Raw genomic sequence first — 17,746 nt, 5'->3', positions numbered from 1 at the left:
ATAAGTATTCTCATTTGTCCTATTGTTAGTACCATAATTATTAATATGAAAGGGCTAACAAAATGAAATTTATGTCGCGATCCATAGCAAAGAGTATCAGTGTCGGCCTGTTAGCGGGTTCGGCAGTCATGGCAAGCTTCGCATCATGGGCTGAAACGGTCACCGATATAGTTGGTCGTACTGTTGAAGTTCCTGAGAATGTAAATCGTATTTTGTTGGGCGAAGGCCGTTTGTTCCACGCTATCGCTTTACTTGAAGGTGATAAACCACTGGCCCGTATTGCGGGTTGGCAAGGTGATTTCCGCAAACTGGACCCACAGTCTTACGCCGTCTATAAAGCTAAATTCCCTGAGATTGATAAGGTTCCTTTGATTGGTAACACCAGTGCTGATAGTGTCAGCTCTGAAAAAGTGTTAACCCTCAATCCGGATATCGCCATTTTTGGCTTGTCTGGTCATGGTCCTGGTAAAAACAGCGAACTGGTCGCCCAACTTGAAAAGGCAGGTGTTCCGGTTGTATTTGTTGATTTTCGTACTGAGCCGTTAAAGAATACGCTGCCGAGCATTCGTATGCTAGGTAAAGTACTAAATCGTGAAAAACAAGCGACAGAATATGCCGATTTTTACGAGAAAAATGTAAAACTGGTGACTGATATCACCAATAAAATCTCGGAAGAGAAAAAACCAACAGTATTTATCGACTTGAGAGCGGGTGCTTTTGAAGACTGCTGTGCGACTGCCGGTAATGGCAATATGGGTAATTTTATCGATTTGGCTGGTGGTAAAAACATTGCTAAAGGTGTTCTGCCAGGCGCACTTGGTAATATGAACCTCGAAAAAATTATTGCAGTTGACCCTTATATTTACATTGCTAGTGGGGCAAAAGCGCCAGACAGTAATGAACCTGGTGTAAAACTGGGAGCGCAATCTACGCCTGAACTAGCAAAAGTCAGTCTGAAACAAATGACTGAACGTAAAGGTATCAGCTCGTTGACTGCGGTCAAAGAGGGCAGAAACTATGCGATTTGGCATAACTACTACAATTCTCCATATAATATGGTAGCGACTCAGGTATTTGCTAAATGGTTCTATCCTGAGAAATTTACAGATTTAGATCCGCAGAAGACACTGAATGAATTACACAGTAAATTCCTGGCAGTTGATCCATCAGGGGTTTATTGGATCAGTGAAAAATAATCAGTAAGTCAGGTAACGGGAATAATGAGTGCCACTACCGAGCCGATGCCAATGGTGAAACAACAATTAGATGACAGCAGTGTAAAAGCCCATTACCAATATATTTTACGCCGCCGTATTGTGATGATGGTCTTCATCGTGCTGATTATTGGTGTTTCACTGGTATTAGATTTTACGATAGGTCCATCAGGTTTATCTTTGTCATCTCTCTGGCAGACTTTAGTATCGCCAGAGAGTGTGGATGCGGGTACACGGGTAATTGTTTGGGATATCCGTTTACCCTATGCCCTGATGGCGGTAGTGATTGGCCTGTCCCTTGGGTTGGCTGGCGCGGAAATGCAGACGATCTTAAATAACCCATTAGCCAGTCCCTCTACTTTAGGGGTTGCCCAGGCGGCTGCATTTGGTGCTGCGTTGGCGATTGTGTCTGGTATTGGTATTCCAGGCGTGCCTGATCAATGGTTCATTTCTGCGAATGCTTTCATTTTCGCCTTGTTGGCAGCATTGGTGCTGGATACGATTACTCGTTGGACACGAGTTGCTACGTCTGGGGTCGTATTATTTGGCATTGCATTAGTTTTTACCTTTGAAGCATTGGTTTCCATGATGCAGTTTATTGCAACGGAAGATACCCTTCAGGGGCTGGTACTTTGGACAATGGGTAGCCTTGCCAGAGCAACCTGGATAAAACTGGGTGTTATGTTGTTGGTGTTTGCCGCCGTTTTTCCTATTTCAATGATGAATTCTTGGAAGCTGACAGCGCTGCGCTTGGGTGAAGATCGTGCAATCAGTTTTGGTATTGATGTTCGTCGTCTGCGCCTGGGGACATTATTGCGTATCAGTATTCTTGCTGCTTTAGCAGTTGCCTTTGTTGGGCCAATTGCCTTTATCGGTTTAATTGCGCCACATATTGCCCGCATGATGTTTGGTGAAGATCATCGTTTCTATTTGCCAGCCAGTGCCTTGATTGGTGCACTGGTGCTGTCTATGGCGTCCATCGCCTCGAAAAACTTGATCCCGGGTGTCGTTATTCCTGTTGGGATCGTTACTGCGTTAGTTGGGGTTCCATTCTTCCTTAGCATAATCTTACGTCATAGGGCGAATATATGAATCCGGGATTAACCATTAACAATTTTTTTGCAGGTTATCCGAAACATTCTGTTATTGAAAATCTGAATGTTGCTCCGTTGCCTCGTGGGAAAATTACAGTATTGTTGGGGCCAAATGGTAGCGGTAAATCAACACTTTTGCGTTCTTTGGCTGGTTTAAATCGTGCAAGAGGCCAGCTTTGGCTTGATGGTCAAGATTTGATGAAGATGAGTTTTGTCCAGCGATCGGAAAATGTGGTTTATTTACCACAAAGCTTACCTGCTGGTGTTCATTTGCATGTACTGGAGTCAATTATCGTTGCTCAACGGGCATCCGGAGGGCGTTATTCTGAAACCAGCGAAGAAGAAGTGATGTTGCTGTTACGTCAGTTGGGGATTGAGCATCTGGCGTTATGTTATTTAGATCAGTTATCTGGCGGTCAAAAACAATTAGTCGGATTAGCACAGTCGTTAATTCGTAAACCAGCATTATTATTATTAGATGAACCACTTAGTGCGCTGGATTTAAATTATCAATATCACGTAATGGCGTTGGTGGCACAAGAAACTTATCAGCGGAATATTATTACTGTGGTCGTTGTGCATGATATTAATATCGCTTTGCGTCATGGTGACCATGTATTAATGTTGCAAAAAGGGCATTTAATTGCCGAGGGAACTCCTGAGCAGGTTATTACGCCAGATAGTCTGGCACAGGTTTATGGTGTCAAAGGCAGAATTGAACGTTGTTCTCAGGGTATTCCTCAGGTATTAGTTGATGGATTAGTTTCAAAGCTAGTGAGAGAAAATTCATTTTAACTTATTGTTTAATATATATTTTTAATAAAGTGTAGGCGCAGAATGCGTACAAAAATCAGAATGTGCATTGTCGTATATACCCTATGGATTTCAAGTTGCATCGCGACGGCAAGGGAACGAATCCCCGGGAGCATAGATAACTATGAGACCGGGGTGAGTGAGTGCAGCCAACAAAGAGGCAGCTTGAAAGATGACGGGTATATACCCTATGGATTTAAAAGCTAAGCCATATTTGAAAGCTACAGTTTTTGTCTGGTTAATGCTGAGATTCATTCTTTACTGCGAAGAATAGTAAATGGAATAAGTTAATAAGATGGATTGTTGTAATTAATAAAAAATATTGTCTTATGTCTTATGGTAATAAGATGTAAGCAAACTAATAAAACCACACAGAGGTAAATATTTTATCCTCGTTATTTGAGCACATGTTGATTATCCATTTTTATAGATAAATAAAGTGTAATTATATCTCTTGGAGAATCGGGAATGGGTGTTTTTAATAAAAGAAAAATCGCGTTAGGTATTATTGCTGCAATCTCATCTGGCCCAGTTTTTGCGGCTAGTAGCAGTAATGACACTATTCTTGTCACTACGGCAGCTGGTTTTCAACAGAAAATTGAAGATGCGCCAGCGTCTATTTCTGTGGTGAGCCGTGAACAATTGGAAACTAAGGCTTATCGTGATGTGACTGATGCACTGAAAGATGTGCCAGGTGTCGTTGTTACAGGTGGTGCTAGCAGCAGTGATATCAGTATTCGCGGTATGGCGTCTCAATATACAATGATTCTGGTTGATGGTAAGCGTGTTGATACCCGTGGTACTCGTCCAAACCGTGATAATTCTGGGATTGAACAGGGGTGGTTGCCGCCATTGGCCGCGATAGAACGTATCGAGGTTGTTCGTGGTCCTATGTCTTCTCTTTATGGTTCTGATGCGATGGGAGGGGTGATTAACATCATTACCCGTAAGGCACAGAAAGAGTGGAAAACCAGCTTCCGCGCTGATGGCACTTTGCAGGAGCGTTCTAAATCAGGTAATAGTCATCAGAGTAGTGTGTATACGTCAGGTCCAATTATTGATGGATTATTAGGGCTGAAAGTGAGCGGCCTGTATTCTCACCGTAATGAAGATAAATTTATCGGTGGGTTTAACAAACAGGAAATGCGTAATGGTTCAGCCACTTTCTCTTTCACTCCCGATGAGCAGAATACTTTTGATTTTGAAGCGGGACGTTATGAGCAAGATCGTGATTCTACTGTAGGGAAAACAAAGACAAGTAGTTGGCGATCTCCAGGTAATAGTCAAAGTCGATATAAAAGAAATAATTACTCTATCACCCATAATGGCGTTTACGATTTTGGAACGTCGACAACGTACTTCCAGCGTGATGAATCACGTAATCCTGGTCGTGATATGAAATATTACGATAATCTGTTCAATACTCATACAGTGTTTATGTTGGATGATCATTCATTGAGTATAGGTGGTCAGTATCGTTATGAAGATTTACGCGATGAAGGGAATCAATTAGCTTCTGCTAAAAATATCAATAAGCTGAACCGTTGGAGTTGGGCGTTATTTGCTGAAGATGAATGGCAAATGACCAATGACTTTGCTCTGACCGGTGGTATCCGCATGGATAAAGACGAAAACTTCGGTGACCATTGGACTCCACGTTTGTACGGTGTATGGCATGTTGATGAGCAATGGACGATTAAAGGAGGCGTTTCTACAGGATATCGTTCACCAGAATTACGTCAGGCAGCATCTAATTGGGGGCAGATTACGGGTGGCGGTGGTGATCCAGCGATTATCGTCGGTAATCCGGATTTGAAACCGGAGAAGAGCTTCAATCAGGAAATTGGTGTTATCTGGAACAATCGGGATAACTTTAATGTCGGTTTAACAATATTCAACACTGAATTTAAAGATAAAATTACTGAATTACGTCGTTGTACCGATCCAAGTGGTAAATCTCAGGGCAAATGTGTTATTGATGGCACTGCTTATAAATTTATCAGTGACCGTGTGAACATTGATAAAGCCAATATGCGTGGTGTAGAAGCGACGATGAACTGGGATATTGTTGATAACTGGGTATTGGCTGCAAACTATACGTATACTGATTCTGAGCAAAAGAGCGGTAACTTCAAAGGGAAGCCTTTGAATAAGATGCCTAAACATATGGTGAATGCAACCTTAAACTGGCAGGTTTTACCAGAAATGCAAACTTGGGCGCGTGTTAACTACCGTGGCAAAACTTCGAATTATTTATCACGTACCTCTATGGGGACAGGAACACCGTCTTATACCTTTGTGGATATCGGTGTCAGCTATTATCTGGCTGAAGGTTTACGCTTGGTAGGGGGGGTATATAACGTGTTTGAAAAACAAGTGACTGAAGACACCCATGATATAGTATTGGATGGCCGTCGTTATAACATTGGTATTAATTACGACTTTTGATAATACGTTCTAACTAACTATACCCTATGGATTTCAAGATGGATCGCGACGGCAAGGGAGTGAATCCCCGGGGGCATAGGTAACTATGTGACCGGGGTGAACGAGTGCAGCCAACAAAGAGGCAACTTGAAAGATAACGGGTATATTTTATAATCCTCCTTGTTTGTCGCTGACAAGGAGGATTTTTGTTTTTTGCTTATACCTGTAAAACTGAATAGAAATCCGTTTTGTGTTGTGTTAAAACTTAGCCACATTAAAAAAATGTATATGACACCGTCAAATTCCATAGCGTCATCAATGAGTGTGGTAAAAAATAATGAACTTTTAGTGTGGTGAGTATTGCTATTTCAGGTCTTCAAGTGCAGAATTCGCCCACTAGAGAATAACTGATGCGTTTATATGCGTCGGTTATTTTTTTTGCTATGACTTATTTTTTACTATACCAGAGGCCGGACTCTGAGCCGGATAGATAATTGGCCCACGATCAACCGCAATGAGAATCGGTTGCCGTAATGAGGAACGCTAATATGGAGCAATTATTTCCTTTCGCACTTGTGCCAATTGGCACATGCTGCTGCATCGATGACTATGGAGCATTGAGCTCTGCATATAATCCAGCCTCTAATTCTACTGCCTATAGGCAGAAGCGAAGTCTTCCCAGTAACTATCGATTAAGTAGTGTCATAACACGAATCGGAGTTATGGGAGGTTTTGCTCATGACTCATAATACTGTAATCACACTAGGTACCAACCAGACTGGTGCTAATAATCGCGTTCAGCTCAGAAAAACACTGACCTTGGTTCAGGTAGTGATGATGGGTCTTGCTTATCTGCAACCTATGACTATCTTTGATACTTTCGGTATTGTTTCTGGTTTGACTAACGGTCACGTAGCGACATCCTACGCTATTGCTTTGATCGCAATTCTGTTTACCGCCGTGAGCTACGGGAAGTTGGTAAAACGTTTCCCTTCTGCTGGATCTGCATATACTTATGCACAAAAATCCATTAGTCCGCATGTTGGCTTTATGGTGGGTTGGTCATCGCTATTGGACTATATGTTCATGCCGATGATTAATATCTTGTTAGCGAAAATTTATCTTCAGGCCATTTTTCCTAGCGTAGATCCGTGGATCTTCGTTGTGGGTTTTGCATTACTGATGACCGCTTTTAACCTGCGTGGCATTAACGTTGTTGCTAATCTCAACACGGCTATTGTTATTGTTCAGGTGGCCATTATGGTCGTATTTGTGGGTTTACTGATCCACGGTGTGTACAACGGGGAAGGAGTAGGAACTTTATGGAATGCGAAACCATTTGTTTCTGAAGATGCCCATTTGATCCCAATGATTACTGGGGCGACGATTTTGTGCTTCTCATTTCTAGGGTTTGATGGCATTAGTTCGTTGTCCGAAGAGACTCCGAATGCTGGTAAGGTGATTCCGAAAGCGATTTTCCTGACAGTATTAATCGGTGGTGTTATCTTCATTGCGGTTTCTTATTTCTTGCAGCTCTATTTTCCGGATATTTCTCGGTTCAAGAACCCGGATGAATCTCAGCCAGAAATTATGCTGTATGTAGCAGGTACTCTGTTCCAATCCATTATTTTGGTGTTCTCTTGTGTCACTGTTTTGGCTTCTGGTATGGCGGCTCACGCGGGGGTTTCCCGTTTGCTCTATGTTATGGGGCGCGATGGTGTATTTCCTGAGAAAATATTTGGCTATGTTCATCCAAAATGGCGGACTCCGATAATCAACGTATTGTTGGTAGGCACCATAGGGTTATCTGCGATTACCTTTGATCTGGTTACTGCAACAGCTCTGATTAACTTTGGTGCGTTGATAGCGTTCACCTTTGTAAACTTATCAGTTATTTCTCAATTCTATATCCGTGAACGTCGTAACCGTACATTAAAAGATACCATTAATTTCTTGATATTACCTGTGATAGGTGCTTGTACTGTTAGCGTACTATGGATGAATCTGGAGCAAAGTTCTATGGAATTGGGGCTAACTTGGGGAGCAATTGGTCTGGTTTATATGGTATTCCTGACCCGTAGCTTCCGTCAGCCGATGCCTCAATACTCTGAAATGGTTTAATATTTAGCAAAAGAATAATGGCGCCGAATTTGGCGCCATTATTTTTACTATGTTGCTAATTTTACCGTAATAGTTAACGAAAAGGAGCTTAAGAAAAAAAACAGCGAGGTCGCTTACAGATAAGAAAAATTTCAACGGTAAACGAAGAAAAACAATCTATGCTCTGAGAGGTAATTGTATATTAAGGAAGAGACTATGAATGATGCAAAGACCTCTCAAAATCAGCAACTCATTACTACCCTGACCAATATTGTCGGTAAATCTCATATCCTGACTGCTCCCCATAAAACTGAACGTTATCGTAAAGGCTTTCGCTCCGGCCAGGGAGATGCTTTAGCCGTTGTATTTCCCGGCTCGCTGGTGGAACAGTGGCGTGTGTTTAAGGTCTGCGTTGAAGCAGATAAAATCATTTTAATGCAGGCGGCCAACACGGGTATAACTGAAGGTTCTACTCCGAATGGTAAGGATTACGATCGTGACATAGTCATTATTAGCACGCTGCGCATGAATAAAATTCAGATTTTAAAACAGTATAATCAGGTAGTTGCATTACCTGGCAGTACATTATGGCAACTTGAACGGGCGCTCAAGCCGCTGGGACGTGAACCACATTCAGTTATCGGTTCTTCCTGTATTGGCGCTTCTGTGATTGGGGGCATCTGTAATAACTCAGGAGGTTCTTTAGTTCATCGTGGGCCGGCTTATACCGAAATGGCATTGTATGGACGTGTTAATGAGTGTGGTAAGCCAGAATTGATTAATCATCTGGGTATCTATTTGGGAGAAACACCAGAAGAGATTCTCTCTTGTCTGGAAGAACAGCGTTACAGTGATCAGGATGTAGAACAGGGTCAGCGTAAAGCATCTGATCATGAATATGCCCAACGAGTACGTGACGTAGATGCTGATACTCCATCTCGTTTTAATTCTGACGAGCGTCGTTTATTTGAAGCTTCAGGTTGTGCGGGTAAGTTGGTTGTGTTTGCTGTGCGGCTCGATACTTTTCCGGCAGAACCTTTGTCTCAAGTATTTTATATCGGTACCAACCAAACTGGCGTATTGACGGAATTGCGTCGCCATATATTAGCAAATTTTCATAATTTACCGGTGGCGGGTGAATATATGCACCGGGATATTTTCGATATTGCGGAAACTTACGGTAAAGATACTTTCATCATGATTGATAAGCTTGGCACGGATAAGATGCCGGCTTATTTTACTTTGAAAGGGAGAATGGACGCTCTTTTCAACCGAATTCCATTTTTACCTGTCAATCTTATCGATCGCATTATGCAGGGGTTAAGTCGTTTACTTCCCTCCCACTTGCCTAAACGTTTGAAAGAATATCGTAATCGTTTTGAGCACCATTTGATATTAAAAATGTCAGGTGATGGGGTTGAAGAGGCCAGAAGCTGGTTGGAAGAATATTTTAGCCGGGTGGAAGGGGATTTTTTTGCTTGTACGCCGGAGGAGGGTGCTAAAGCGTTCTTGCATCGTTTTTCCGCCGGTGGTTCAGCGATCCGTTATCAAGCGGTGCATAGTAACGAAGTAGAGAATATCCTGTCACTTGATATCGCTCTGCGCCGCAATGATCGTGAATGGTTTGAACAATTACCCCCAGAGTTTGATGATGTATTGGTACACAAACTTTATTGCGGGCATTTTATGTGCTACGTGTTTCATCAGGATTACATTGTGAAAAAAGGGGTGGACGTACAGGCATTGAAAGAAAGAATGATAGAGCTGCTTGATAAACGAGGAGCGGAATATCCCGCAGAGCATAATGTGGGTCATCTATATCAGGCTAAACTTCAACTTAAGGCTTTTTATCGGATGACTGATCCCACTAACACTCTCAATCCCGGAATTGGGAAAACATCCAAGTTGAAAAATTGGGGTGAAAGATCTTAATGTCAATATTCTCAGTAGTGACAATGTCATGTTGTCACTAGGAAAGTTTAAATCTGTAAAGATTGATGAGAGAGTTATCCTGTCGGAAAGGCGAGTATATATGACTCGCCGTTTTATATTTACCTACTGTCTGTTTAATTATCCGACCAGTTTTGCCGCATACTCCATGAGTGCTTTAAGTTGACGGCATTTTTCTTCGTTGCCTTGATATTCAGTGAAGAGTTGTTCAATTATAAAGAAATATTCACTCAGCTTATCTTGAGTTAATACATCTTGACGATGACGTAACCAGTGTTGTTGTTCATCGTAAGTTAGAGTAGCAGGGTAGTTTCTGGCTCTATAGCGGAATAACAGCGTTTTAATACGTGGGTCCTGAAAAGTCAGATCGAGTGCAGGTAAATTCTGAGGTAATGTCTCACGGATAATATTCATTGCTGCTTTATCGGCACTACTAAAAAAACCATCATACAGCTTAGCATCAACATTATCAGATTCAGGGAAAGGTTCAGCCTCTGCAAATAGCTCTACAACTTTTTCTCTAATTTGTGGATTATTTCGCAGAATAGCCAGATTTCTTTCACAATGATCACGATCCAAACCGATACGCTCAGCGTCTTCTGTTCGCAAAGTATTATCGGGGGCGACTATTGGGCACTTATTAATATGAACCAGTTTTATCGGGACTGGTAGTTGATCTGGCTGTAATTCATCATGGCGGGTATATAGACGTTCACGCAATGTATCTGCATCCAATTCCAGTAATGGTGAAATATCTCCGGCTAAATCGCACATAATAACGGCATTCTGATTTACCGGATGCCAGGCAAGAGGTGCAACCAAACTGAGATTGCTGCGAGCAGCGCCAAACATCCCGGAAACATGAACTAGCGGTTTCATTTGGGGAATATCGATGAGGGCGCTAATTTTCTGCTTATTTCTTAACTGAAAGAAATAATTAAACATCCTTGGCTGTACTTCTTTGAGTAATTTTGCCATTGCGATTGTGGCATAGACATCGGACATCGCATCGTGAGCATGTGAATGTTCAACACCATTTGCCTTAGTCAGATGTTCTAGCTTAAAGCTAGGTAGACCATCTTCATTCTTTGGCCAGACAATACCTTCGGGGCGCAAGGCATAACAGGCACGTAATACATCAAGTAAATCCCAACGGGAATTACCTTTTTGCCAACTATAAGCGTACGGATCATAAAAATTGCGGTAAAAAATATTACGGCTGACTTCATCATCAAACCGAATATTGTTATAACCGAGGATACAACTGTTCGGTACACTGAATACATTATGAATCTGGCGGGCAAATTCCGCTTCATTGACCCCTTTTTCTAATGCAATTTGCGGAGTAATACCTGTAATCATGACAGCTTCTGGTTGTGGCAGATAATCATCAGCAGGTGAACAGTAAATAACTAATGGCTCTTCAATAATATTGAAATCCATATCAGTACGAACACCAGCAAATTGAGCCGGTCTGTCTAAGGCCGGATGTTGACCAAAAGTTTCGTAGTCGTGGATGTAGAAAGTGGGTTGTTCGCTGTTATTTTTCACGGTTGTTCAATGTCCAATGATGTTAATTGTTTGTTTTTTCAGAGAATGGACGACATTTTTGCCATAAAATAGAGACAATTGTTGTTTACTATCTTAGAGAATCTGGTAATTGCAATCAATATTGTATACCCGTTATCTTTCAAGTTGCCTCTTTGTTGGCTGCACTCACTCACCCCGGTCACATAGTTATCTATGCTCCCGGGGATTCGCTCCCTTGCCGCCGCGATCCATCTTGAAATCCATAGGGTATATACATGTTTTCCTGCTTTTTGTTTTGCGATTGGAGGCCGATTATTAACATTTTGGGTACTTGGAATAAAAAATTGTCTATTTTAAGACCATTTACCCTTGACAATATTGACCTGCCTACCACAGTATCCATCGAAGTATTGAAAAAATAAACGAGGTGAATATGTCAAATTTAATTTATTTAACAGTTAAAGGCCAAAACCAAGGGTTAATTTCTGCTGGATGTTTCACATCATCCGGTAATTATCACTAAATCTATTGATAAAGCTTCTCCTTTATTAGCAAAATAACGGAAAAAATAAAAGAAAAATGTATATTACTCCAATAGGTTACAATTAGTAAGCATAAAAGTTATTCTTCACCAAGGTAGATTTGACTAATAAGTACATTTTTCAGGGGGGCTATTTCAATGGTATTATTACCGGCAATCTATAAAGACCTTTTACTAGTTTGCTGATGAATTGTTTAGGCAATTTTACCAGCAAACAGGGCATATAATAATTATAATATATTTTTCCTTATTAAGGATAATTAACTTCTTGAAAATGCTCATTAATAGATTCAATATATTGATCATTTAAACCAGTTTCATATTGAATTATTTCAAGTAAGTTTATTCTATTAACACTATAAAATGGTTTGATGGAAATCCCATTTTTGGAATGAGTTATTTTTATAATTGGAATTCTTGTTCTACGTGCATGACCAAAAGAGATTTCGTAACCATCCAAATAAAAAGGAATTTTTTTCATCACTAACCTAATCATCGTTATATTTTTCGTCAATTTTAATTATGTTTCAGTAATAAAGAATTTTTTATTTTATTATTAAGATGAATATCATAAATATAGTGATTTTTGTAAGGTGTTTAACTAATAAACTAATAAACTAATAAACTAATAAACTAATAAACTAATAAACTAATAAACTAATAAACTAATAAACTAATAAACTAATAAACTAATAAACTAATAAACTAATAAACTAATAAACTAATAAACTAATGGTTTTCCTATTTAATATAAATTATCTTCAAAATAATTTGCTAAAAATCCTATTTCACAAGGAATTGAAAAGTGAAAGTATTAAGACAGTTCAAAATATATGGAATATTGGGGGAATAATAACATTTTATTCAAGTTTTTATTGTGTTCTATATAATTAATTGTCTTTATTTGGTTGGTTTATTAATATCTAACTTAATTATTTAATTTATAAATAGAATTAACTTTATAGTTTTTTATTCATTTTGTATGAGATAATAGTGATTAATAATCGTGCACTTGAAATCTGAAAAAATTGTAGAGTAACAGATGGAATATGAGCGATAGGGAAAAACTGTGCTTCTGCCAGTGGAAGATTGGTGATTTATTATTCATTCGCATTGGCTGATTGTTTTCGATTGAGTCAATATGCTGAACCTTTAGCAAGAAGTTAACTGGTTTATGTAATTAATGAGAATCAATAAATAACGGAAACTGACTTGTCTATTAATGGTTTTAGTCTTATTGTGTAGTCAGATTGGATAATTTGTACGTTTAGATTGAAGATAAGGTATGAAAATGGACAACGTAAATAAGCCGTCATTCCACAATGTGTTGGAGTTTGTACATATGTTTCGTCGTAAGAATAAGTTACAGCGCGAAATTGCAGACAATGAAAAGAAAATACGCGATAACCAGAAGCGTGTTTTATTGCTTGATAACTTGAGCGAATACATCAAGCCCGGTATGTCAATTGAAGATATTCAGAGCATCATTATGAATATGAGAAGTGATTATGAAGACCGTATAGATGATCATATAATTAAAAATGCGGATCTTTCTAAAGAGCGTCGTGAATTGTCTAAAAAGCTTAAAACAATGGGTGAACTCAAATAGCATCATTAAATAACCACGCATGAATGCGTGGTTATTCTTACCGACTACGCAACAGCCCAATCAGGTTTAAGCTCTGGATCAACTAAGGTATAAATCTGCTGATATGAAGATTCTTCTTCTGCCATAGTTGCCAGTTGATGTGCAACATCTTGGCGACTAACTGCACCATGAATTTCATGCTGATATCTTTGACAATGGCCTGTTCCTGGTTTATCGGTTAATCCTCCCGGGCGAATAATTGTGTAATTCAAGGAACTTGTCTGGAGGTAGCTTTCTGCCATTGATTTGAGCCTGACAGATTGGCCAAACAATGACTTAGCTCTGGGTGACAGGGTTTTCCAGCCTTCGCTACAACCTATTGAGGTAACGAGTAACATACGTGTTATTCCTGTTTTCTCAATAGCATCAATGATAGTCATATTGCCAAAGAGATCTGAATCAATTCCACCAATAGTAGAAAAGACGATTGCTTCTGAACTTACATGTTGTACCGTTTTTTCAACATCTTCAGCATTACAGGCATCACCTTGTATCACTTTGACACCTAAAGCACTCAGTTCAGTAGCCTGCTGAAAATTGCGGATAAGCGCAATGACGGGACGTTTTTGTTGCAGTGCGACAGTCACGAGATGACGTCCAACGCCACTACCTGCACCAAAAATAAGCCACGGTTTCATAGGTTATTCTCCTGGTTAAATAAGAAATCGAATGATAATTAATTGAACAGGGTTATGGTAATGACTGTTTAAGCTAACCCTTATGTGGATAGAATAAAATTAACGGTAGGTATTTTTGTGGGGTTAGTAGCAAAAAAAAATGGCTCCCTAAAAAGAGCCATTTTGCTGATATTAAACAATGTTGTTTATTCAAAGAATTGCGGTTTAGCCATTGGTGAAGTAGCCGCATTAGTAGCTGAATGGCCCCCAGCTCCCCCTTTCCCTTCAAAATGAGAAAAAGGCCGTTGCCATTCGCTGATAGCAATAGGTTTTTCAATCATCTCAGGGGCTGGCGCTTTGGTCATCGGCGCATAAGAATGATGAATTTTGGCTATAATAGCAACAGGTTGTTTAACCATTTCATCTTTACTCTCTTCAATAATCATCACTGCTGCAATTTCTTTAGAAACAACAATGTCATCTTCTGCTTCAGATTGCTGCTCAAATTCAGGGATAATCGGTGTTATTGCAACCAGTTCAATAACTGACCGTTCTTCCTGCACTGATTCAGTTTGCTGTAGAACAATGTCATTTTGTTCTGTAATGCCTGTTTCAGATTTGATTCCGTTTTGGTGAGTTTCTAGCGTCTTTGCTACCTTCGGAGATTCAATGATGGTTTGTTCAGATTCTGCAACAACGATGATTGCAGGTACTGTTTCTGTTGCTATTGCCGACAATACCTCATTTTGCTGTTCTTGCTGTTCGATCATAGAAATTTCCTCAGGCATTTCTATGGAAATCGGAACCACCGGATAGCGAACCCAAACTTTACCGGAAGCCATTTCTGGTGATGCAACAGCCATAGATAATGGTACCGGTGATTGAAGTAGATTTCTTTCATCGCGGTAACGGCGGCGGCGCTGACCACTAACGCGCAAATGACGAGGAGAGCGACGAGAGCGGCGTGGCATAACATTATCTTGTTGCTCTTTATTTTCAGTCAATTGTTGCGGCTGGGCTGTTTCTACCGGTATTTCAACAGGTACTGGTAATTGCTCTTCTGTAACAACAGGTACGGGCAGCGAGGCGGCAGTTGTAACTTCTTTCACTTCATCTATGATGCGAATTTTTTGTTCAAGCTGACGACGTTGGCGACGTGGCATAACCGGTAGACGTTCTTCAACCTCATTTTCAACGACTTCCGGCTTCTGGGTTTCAAGTTGCTGCTGGCGTTTTTCTTCCTGACGACGGCGTTGACGTTCTGCACGTTGCTCGCGACGTTGCTGCTGTTGGGTTTCACGAGCAGCAGTATCTATCGTCACATTGTTATCTTGAGTGTCATTTTTCTGTTGAGTATTACGATTTTTCCGTTGTTCGTCACGATCACGGTTATTACGTTGTTCATCACGCAGATTATTATCATCACGATCTTTACGTGAATTTTGGCGGCGTTGATTGCGTCGTTCAGAAGAGCGACGGTTATCATGACCAGATAATTTATTCTCTTTTTTCTGTGCCGGTTTTTCTTCTTCTGCTTCTGTACTGAACATTTTTTTCACAGCAGCCAAGAAGCGGCTTAAGAGACCAGGTTGTTCCGTTATAGTCTGAGCAATGTGGTTTGGCTTTTTCTCTTTTGTTTTATGTGATGGTTGCTGTGCTGGTGTATCGGCTGGCAAAGCAAAAGCAGAAATAGCGGGCTGCTCAGGACGTTTACGTTCAGGTTGGACATCTTCTTGAGGATTTATCGTTCCTGCTTCATAAAATTGAGGAAGCAGATAGCTCAGTGCAGAAATTTCCTCACCCTTACGTACGCGTAGAACAGAGAAGTGAGGCGTCTGCATTTGATCGTTAGGCACGATCACTACGCCAACATCTCCCTGACGGCGTTCAATTGCACTGACTGCCTGGCGCTTTTCGTTTAGTAGATATGAGGCGATTTGTACTGGAACAATGGCATGGACTTGATGCGTGTTCTCTTTCAGTGCCTCTTCTTCAATCAGACGCAAAATGGATAGCGACAGGGATTCATTATCACGAATAGTCCCTGTGCCGCTACAGCGTGGGCAAACGTGGTGGCTGGATTCACCTAGTGATGGGCTCAGGCGCTGACGGGACATTTCCAGTAGACCAAAACGGGAAATACGGCCAATTTGAATACGAGCACGATCCTGACGAACAGCATCACGTAGGCGGTTTTCCACTTCACGTTGATGACGTACTGGTGTCATATCGATAAAATCGATAACAATCAAACCACCAAGGTCACGCAGGCGTAATTGACGGGCAATTTCATCCGCTGCTTCAAGGTTGGTATTAAAAGCCGTCTCTTCGATATCTCCTCCGCGTGTTGCACGGGAAGAGTTAATATCGATCGCAGTTAATGCTTCTGTGGTATCGATAACCACAGCACCGCCTGATGGCAGACGAACTTCACGCTGAAATGCAGATTCAATCTGTGATTCAATTTGATAATGGCTGAATAGGGGAACCTCACCACTATACAGCTTAATTTTACTGGTGAAATCCGGGCGGCCAAGTGCAGTGATATGTTGCCGTGCCAGATCGAGAACCTTGGGATTGTCGATTAGGATTTCACCGATGTCTGGGCGCAAATAGTCGCGGAAAGCACGGACGATGACATTACTTTCTTGATGGATTAAGAAGGGGGCAGAGCGGTTTTCGGCGGCTTTTTTGATCGCTTCCCAGTGTTTAAGGCGGAATGATAAATCCCACTGTAGTGCTTCTGCGGACTTACCGACACCCGCAGTGCGGACGATCAGTCCCATTCCTTCTGGCACTTCTAACGATGCCAAAGCTTCTTTCAGTTCTGTGCGGTCATCTCCTTCGATACGGCGGGAAATACCGCCCGCGCGAGGGTTATTAGGCATTAGTACCAGATAACTGCCCGCCAGACTGATAAAAGTGGTTAAGGCGGCCCCTTTATTACCACGTTCTTCTTTATCGACTTGAACGATAACTTCCTGGCCTTCCCTTAAAACATCTTTGATATTAGGGCGACCGTGAGGATGGTAGTTATTGGGAAAATATTCGCGGGCTATTTCTTTAATAGGAAGGAAACCATGCCGTTCAGCGCCGTAGTCAACAAAAGCAGCTTCCAGACTAGGTTCAATTCGGGTGATTTTACCTTTGTAGATATTTGCTTTTTTTTGCTCGTGTCCTGGGCTTTCGATATCCAAATCATAAAGGCGTTGCCCGTCAACCAGAGCAACACGCAACTCTTCTTGCTGAGTTGCGTTGATTAGCATTCTTTTCATTGTAACTTACTCATTATTTTTTACATTAGTTATAGAGCTACGGGCAAATATAGATGAGCGACTGGTAACCGATGGTCTCGTGTCTTTTACAAATCCGCCAACCTCCCGGTTGTCGTTTGTATAGAGACGCATATTTTCGGCAGGTCTGAATTTTCACTTAGAAAACAGTACCCTTTTCTAGGAATAATCTGCAAATATAAATGAAGCTGATTTGATCCAATTCCAGTAAACTGCTACCCGTAGCCCGCTAATTATTTGATTTCCCAGTACGTCTTACGCCATTGCTGCGTTTTTGTGCAATCAAATGAAGAACAAACGTTTAACTTCGCCATTCAGGTTTAAAAAACTGATGATGGCTACGTATTATTCCATTGCTGTTGGGGTGATAGCAAGGTGACTTTATGTCTTTAAGCGGTTTTTCTGATGAAATAGGAAGAAATAGTTAATATTTAATCTTTATCTTAAAGTAGGGAAGGTAACAACCGGAAAGTATGCGTGATTTTTACACATATTTAAAAATGAGTAGCACTCTGCTTG

The 17,746-nt window shown here is 40.9% G+C and carries 13 protein-coding genes; 8 read left to right on the top strand and 5 right to left on the bottom strand.

What is annotated here, in order from left to right; translation table 11 throughout:
- Positions 1–71: 71 nt before the first annotated feature.
- The 7 genes from AAC155_RS09410 (at position 72) to dld (ending at position 9,580) form a co-directional block, all read left to right on the top strand.
- Entirely contained in the window at positions 72–1,196 is a 1,125-nt protein-coding gene (locus AAC155_RS09410) for an ABC transporter substrate-binding protein (protein WP_392392047.1), read from the top strand.
- 24 nt (positions 1,197–1,220) lie between these two features.
- Positions 1,221–2,306: a FecCD family ABC transporter permease gene (locus AAC155_RS09405; protein ID WP_113041914.1), complete on the top strand. Its 1,086-nt coding sequence runs from the start codon at positions 1,221–1,223 to the stop codon at positions 2,304–2,306.
- Positions 2,303–3,103, top strand: a complete 801-nt coding sequence (locus AAC155_RS09400) for an ABC transporter ATP-binding protein (RefSeq protein WP_113041913.1) — start codon at positions 2,303–2,305, stop codon at positions 3,101–3,103. Before AAC155_RS09405 ends, AAC155_RS09400 begins: the two co-directional genes overlap by 4 nt.
- Positions 3,104–3,145: 42 nt before the next feature.
- Positions 3,146–3,328 carry a hypothetical protein gene (locus tag AAC155_RS09395; protein WP_146748077.1) on the top strand — a complete coding sequence of 61 codons (183 nt, stop codon included), beginning with the start codon at positions 3,146–3,148 and terminating at the stop codon, positions 3,326–3,328.
- Between the two features lie 261 nt (positions 3,329–3,589).
- Positions 3,590–5,569, top strand: a complete 1,980-nt coding sequence (locus tag AAC155_RS09390) for a ligand-gated channel protein (protein ID WP_113041911.1) — start codon at positions 3,590–3,592, stop codon at positions 5,567–5,569.
- A 717-nt stretch (positions 5,570–6,286) separates the two neighbouring features.
- Positions 6,287–7,669 (top strand): APC family permease, encoded by a 1,383-nt coding sequence (locus tag AAC155_RS09385; RefSeq protein ID WP_113041910.1) that lies wholly within the window; start codon positions 6,287–6,289, stop codon positions 7,667–7,669.
- 195 nt (positions 7,670–7,864) lie between these two features.
- A complete protein-coding gene (gene dld / locus AAC155_RS09380) occupies positions 7,865–9,580 on the top strand; it encodes a D-lactate dehydrogenase (protein ID WP_113041909.1) in 1,716 nt (571 codons plus the stop codon).
- A gap of 138 nt (positions 9,581–9,718) precedes the next feature.
- Here dld and sbcB read toward each other — a convergent pair whose 3' ends face one another.
- The 3 genes from sbcB to AAC155_RS09365 form a co-directional block, all read right to left on the bottom strand.
- Entirely contained in the window at positions 9,719–11,149 is a 1,431-nt protein-coding gene (gene sbcB, locus AAC155_RS09375) for an exodeoxyribonuclease I (protein WP_113041908.1), read from the bottom strand.
- A gap of 38 nt (positions 11,150–11,187) precedes the next feature.
- Positions 11,188–11,331 carry a hypothetical protein gene (locus AAC155_RS09370; protein WP_158536529.1) on the bottom strand — a complete coding sequence of 48 codons (144 nt, stop codon included), beginning with the start codon at positions 11,329–11,331 and terminating at the stop codon, positions 11,188–11,190.
- A 588-nt stretch (positions 11,332–11,919) separates the two neighbouring features.
- A complete protein-coding gene (locus AAC155_RS09365) occupies positions 11,920–12,150 on the bottom strand; it encodes a hypothetical protein (protein ID WP_113041906.1) in 231 nt (76 codons plus the stop codon).
- 810 nt (positions 12,151–12,960) lie between these two features.
- Between AAC155_RS09365 and tmaR the strand changes: the two genes are divergently transcribed.
- Positions 12,961–13,278 (top strand): PTS system regulator TmaR, encoded by a 318-nt coding sequence (gene tmaR / locus AAC155_RS09360; RefSeq protein ID WP_112878499.1) that lies wholly within the window; start codon positions 12,961–12,963, stop codon positions 13,276–13,278.
- A 44-nt stretch (positions 13,279–13,322) separates the two neighbouring features.
- Here tmaR and AAC155_RS09355 read toward each other — a convergent pair whose 3' ends face one another.
- Together AAC155_RS09355 and rne are read right to left on the bottom strand one after the other, a co-directional pair.
- Positions 13,323–13,955, bottom strand: coding sequence for an NAD(P)-binding oxidoreductase (locus AAC155_RS09355; protein WP_113041905.1), 633 nt, complete (start codon positions 13,953–13,955; stop codon positions 13,323–13,325).
- Positions 13,956–14,140: 185 nt separating this feature from the next.
- On the bottom strand, positions 14,141–17,209 hold the full coding sequence (gene rne / locus AAC155_RS09350) for a ribonuclease E (protein WP_113041904.1): 3,069 nt from the start codon (positions 17,207–17,209) through the stop codon (positions 14,141–14,143).
- Between the last annotated feature and the right edge of the window lie 537 nt (positions 17,210–17,746).

Source organism: Photorhabdus sp. HUG-39, from assembly GCF_963878365.1.
In the GTDB taxonomy this organism is placed as follows: Bacteria; Pseudomonadota; Gammaproteobacteria; order Enterobacterales; family Enterobacteriaceae; genus Photorhabdus; species Photorhabdus kayaii.
The sequence above is the reverse complement of the archived record's forward strand: the minus strand, read 5'-3'. Positions and strand labels throughout refer to the sequence as shown.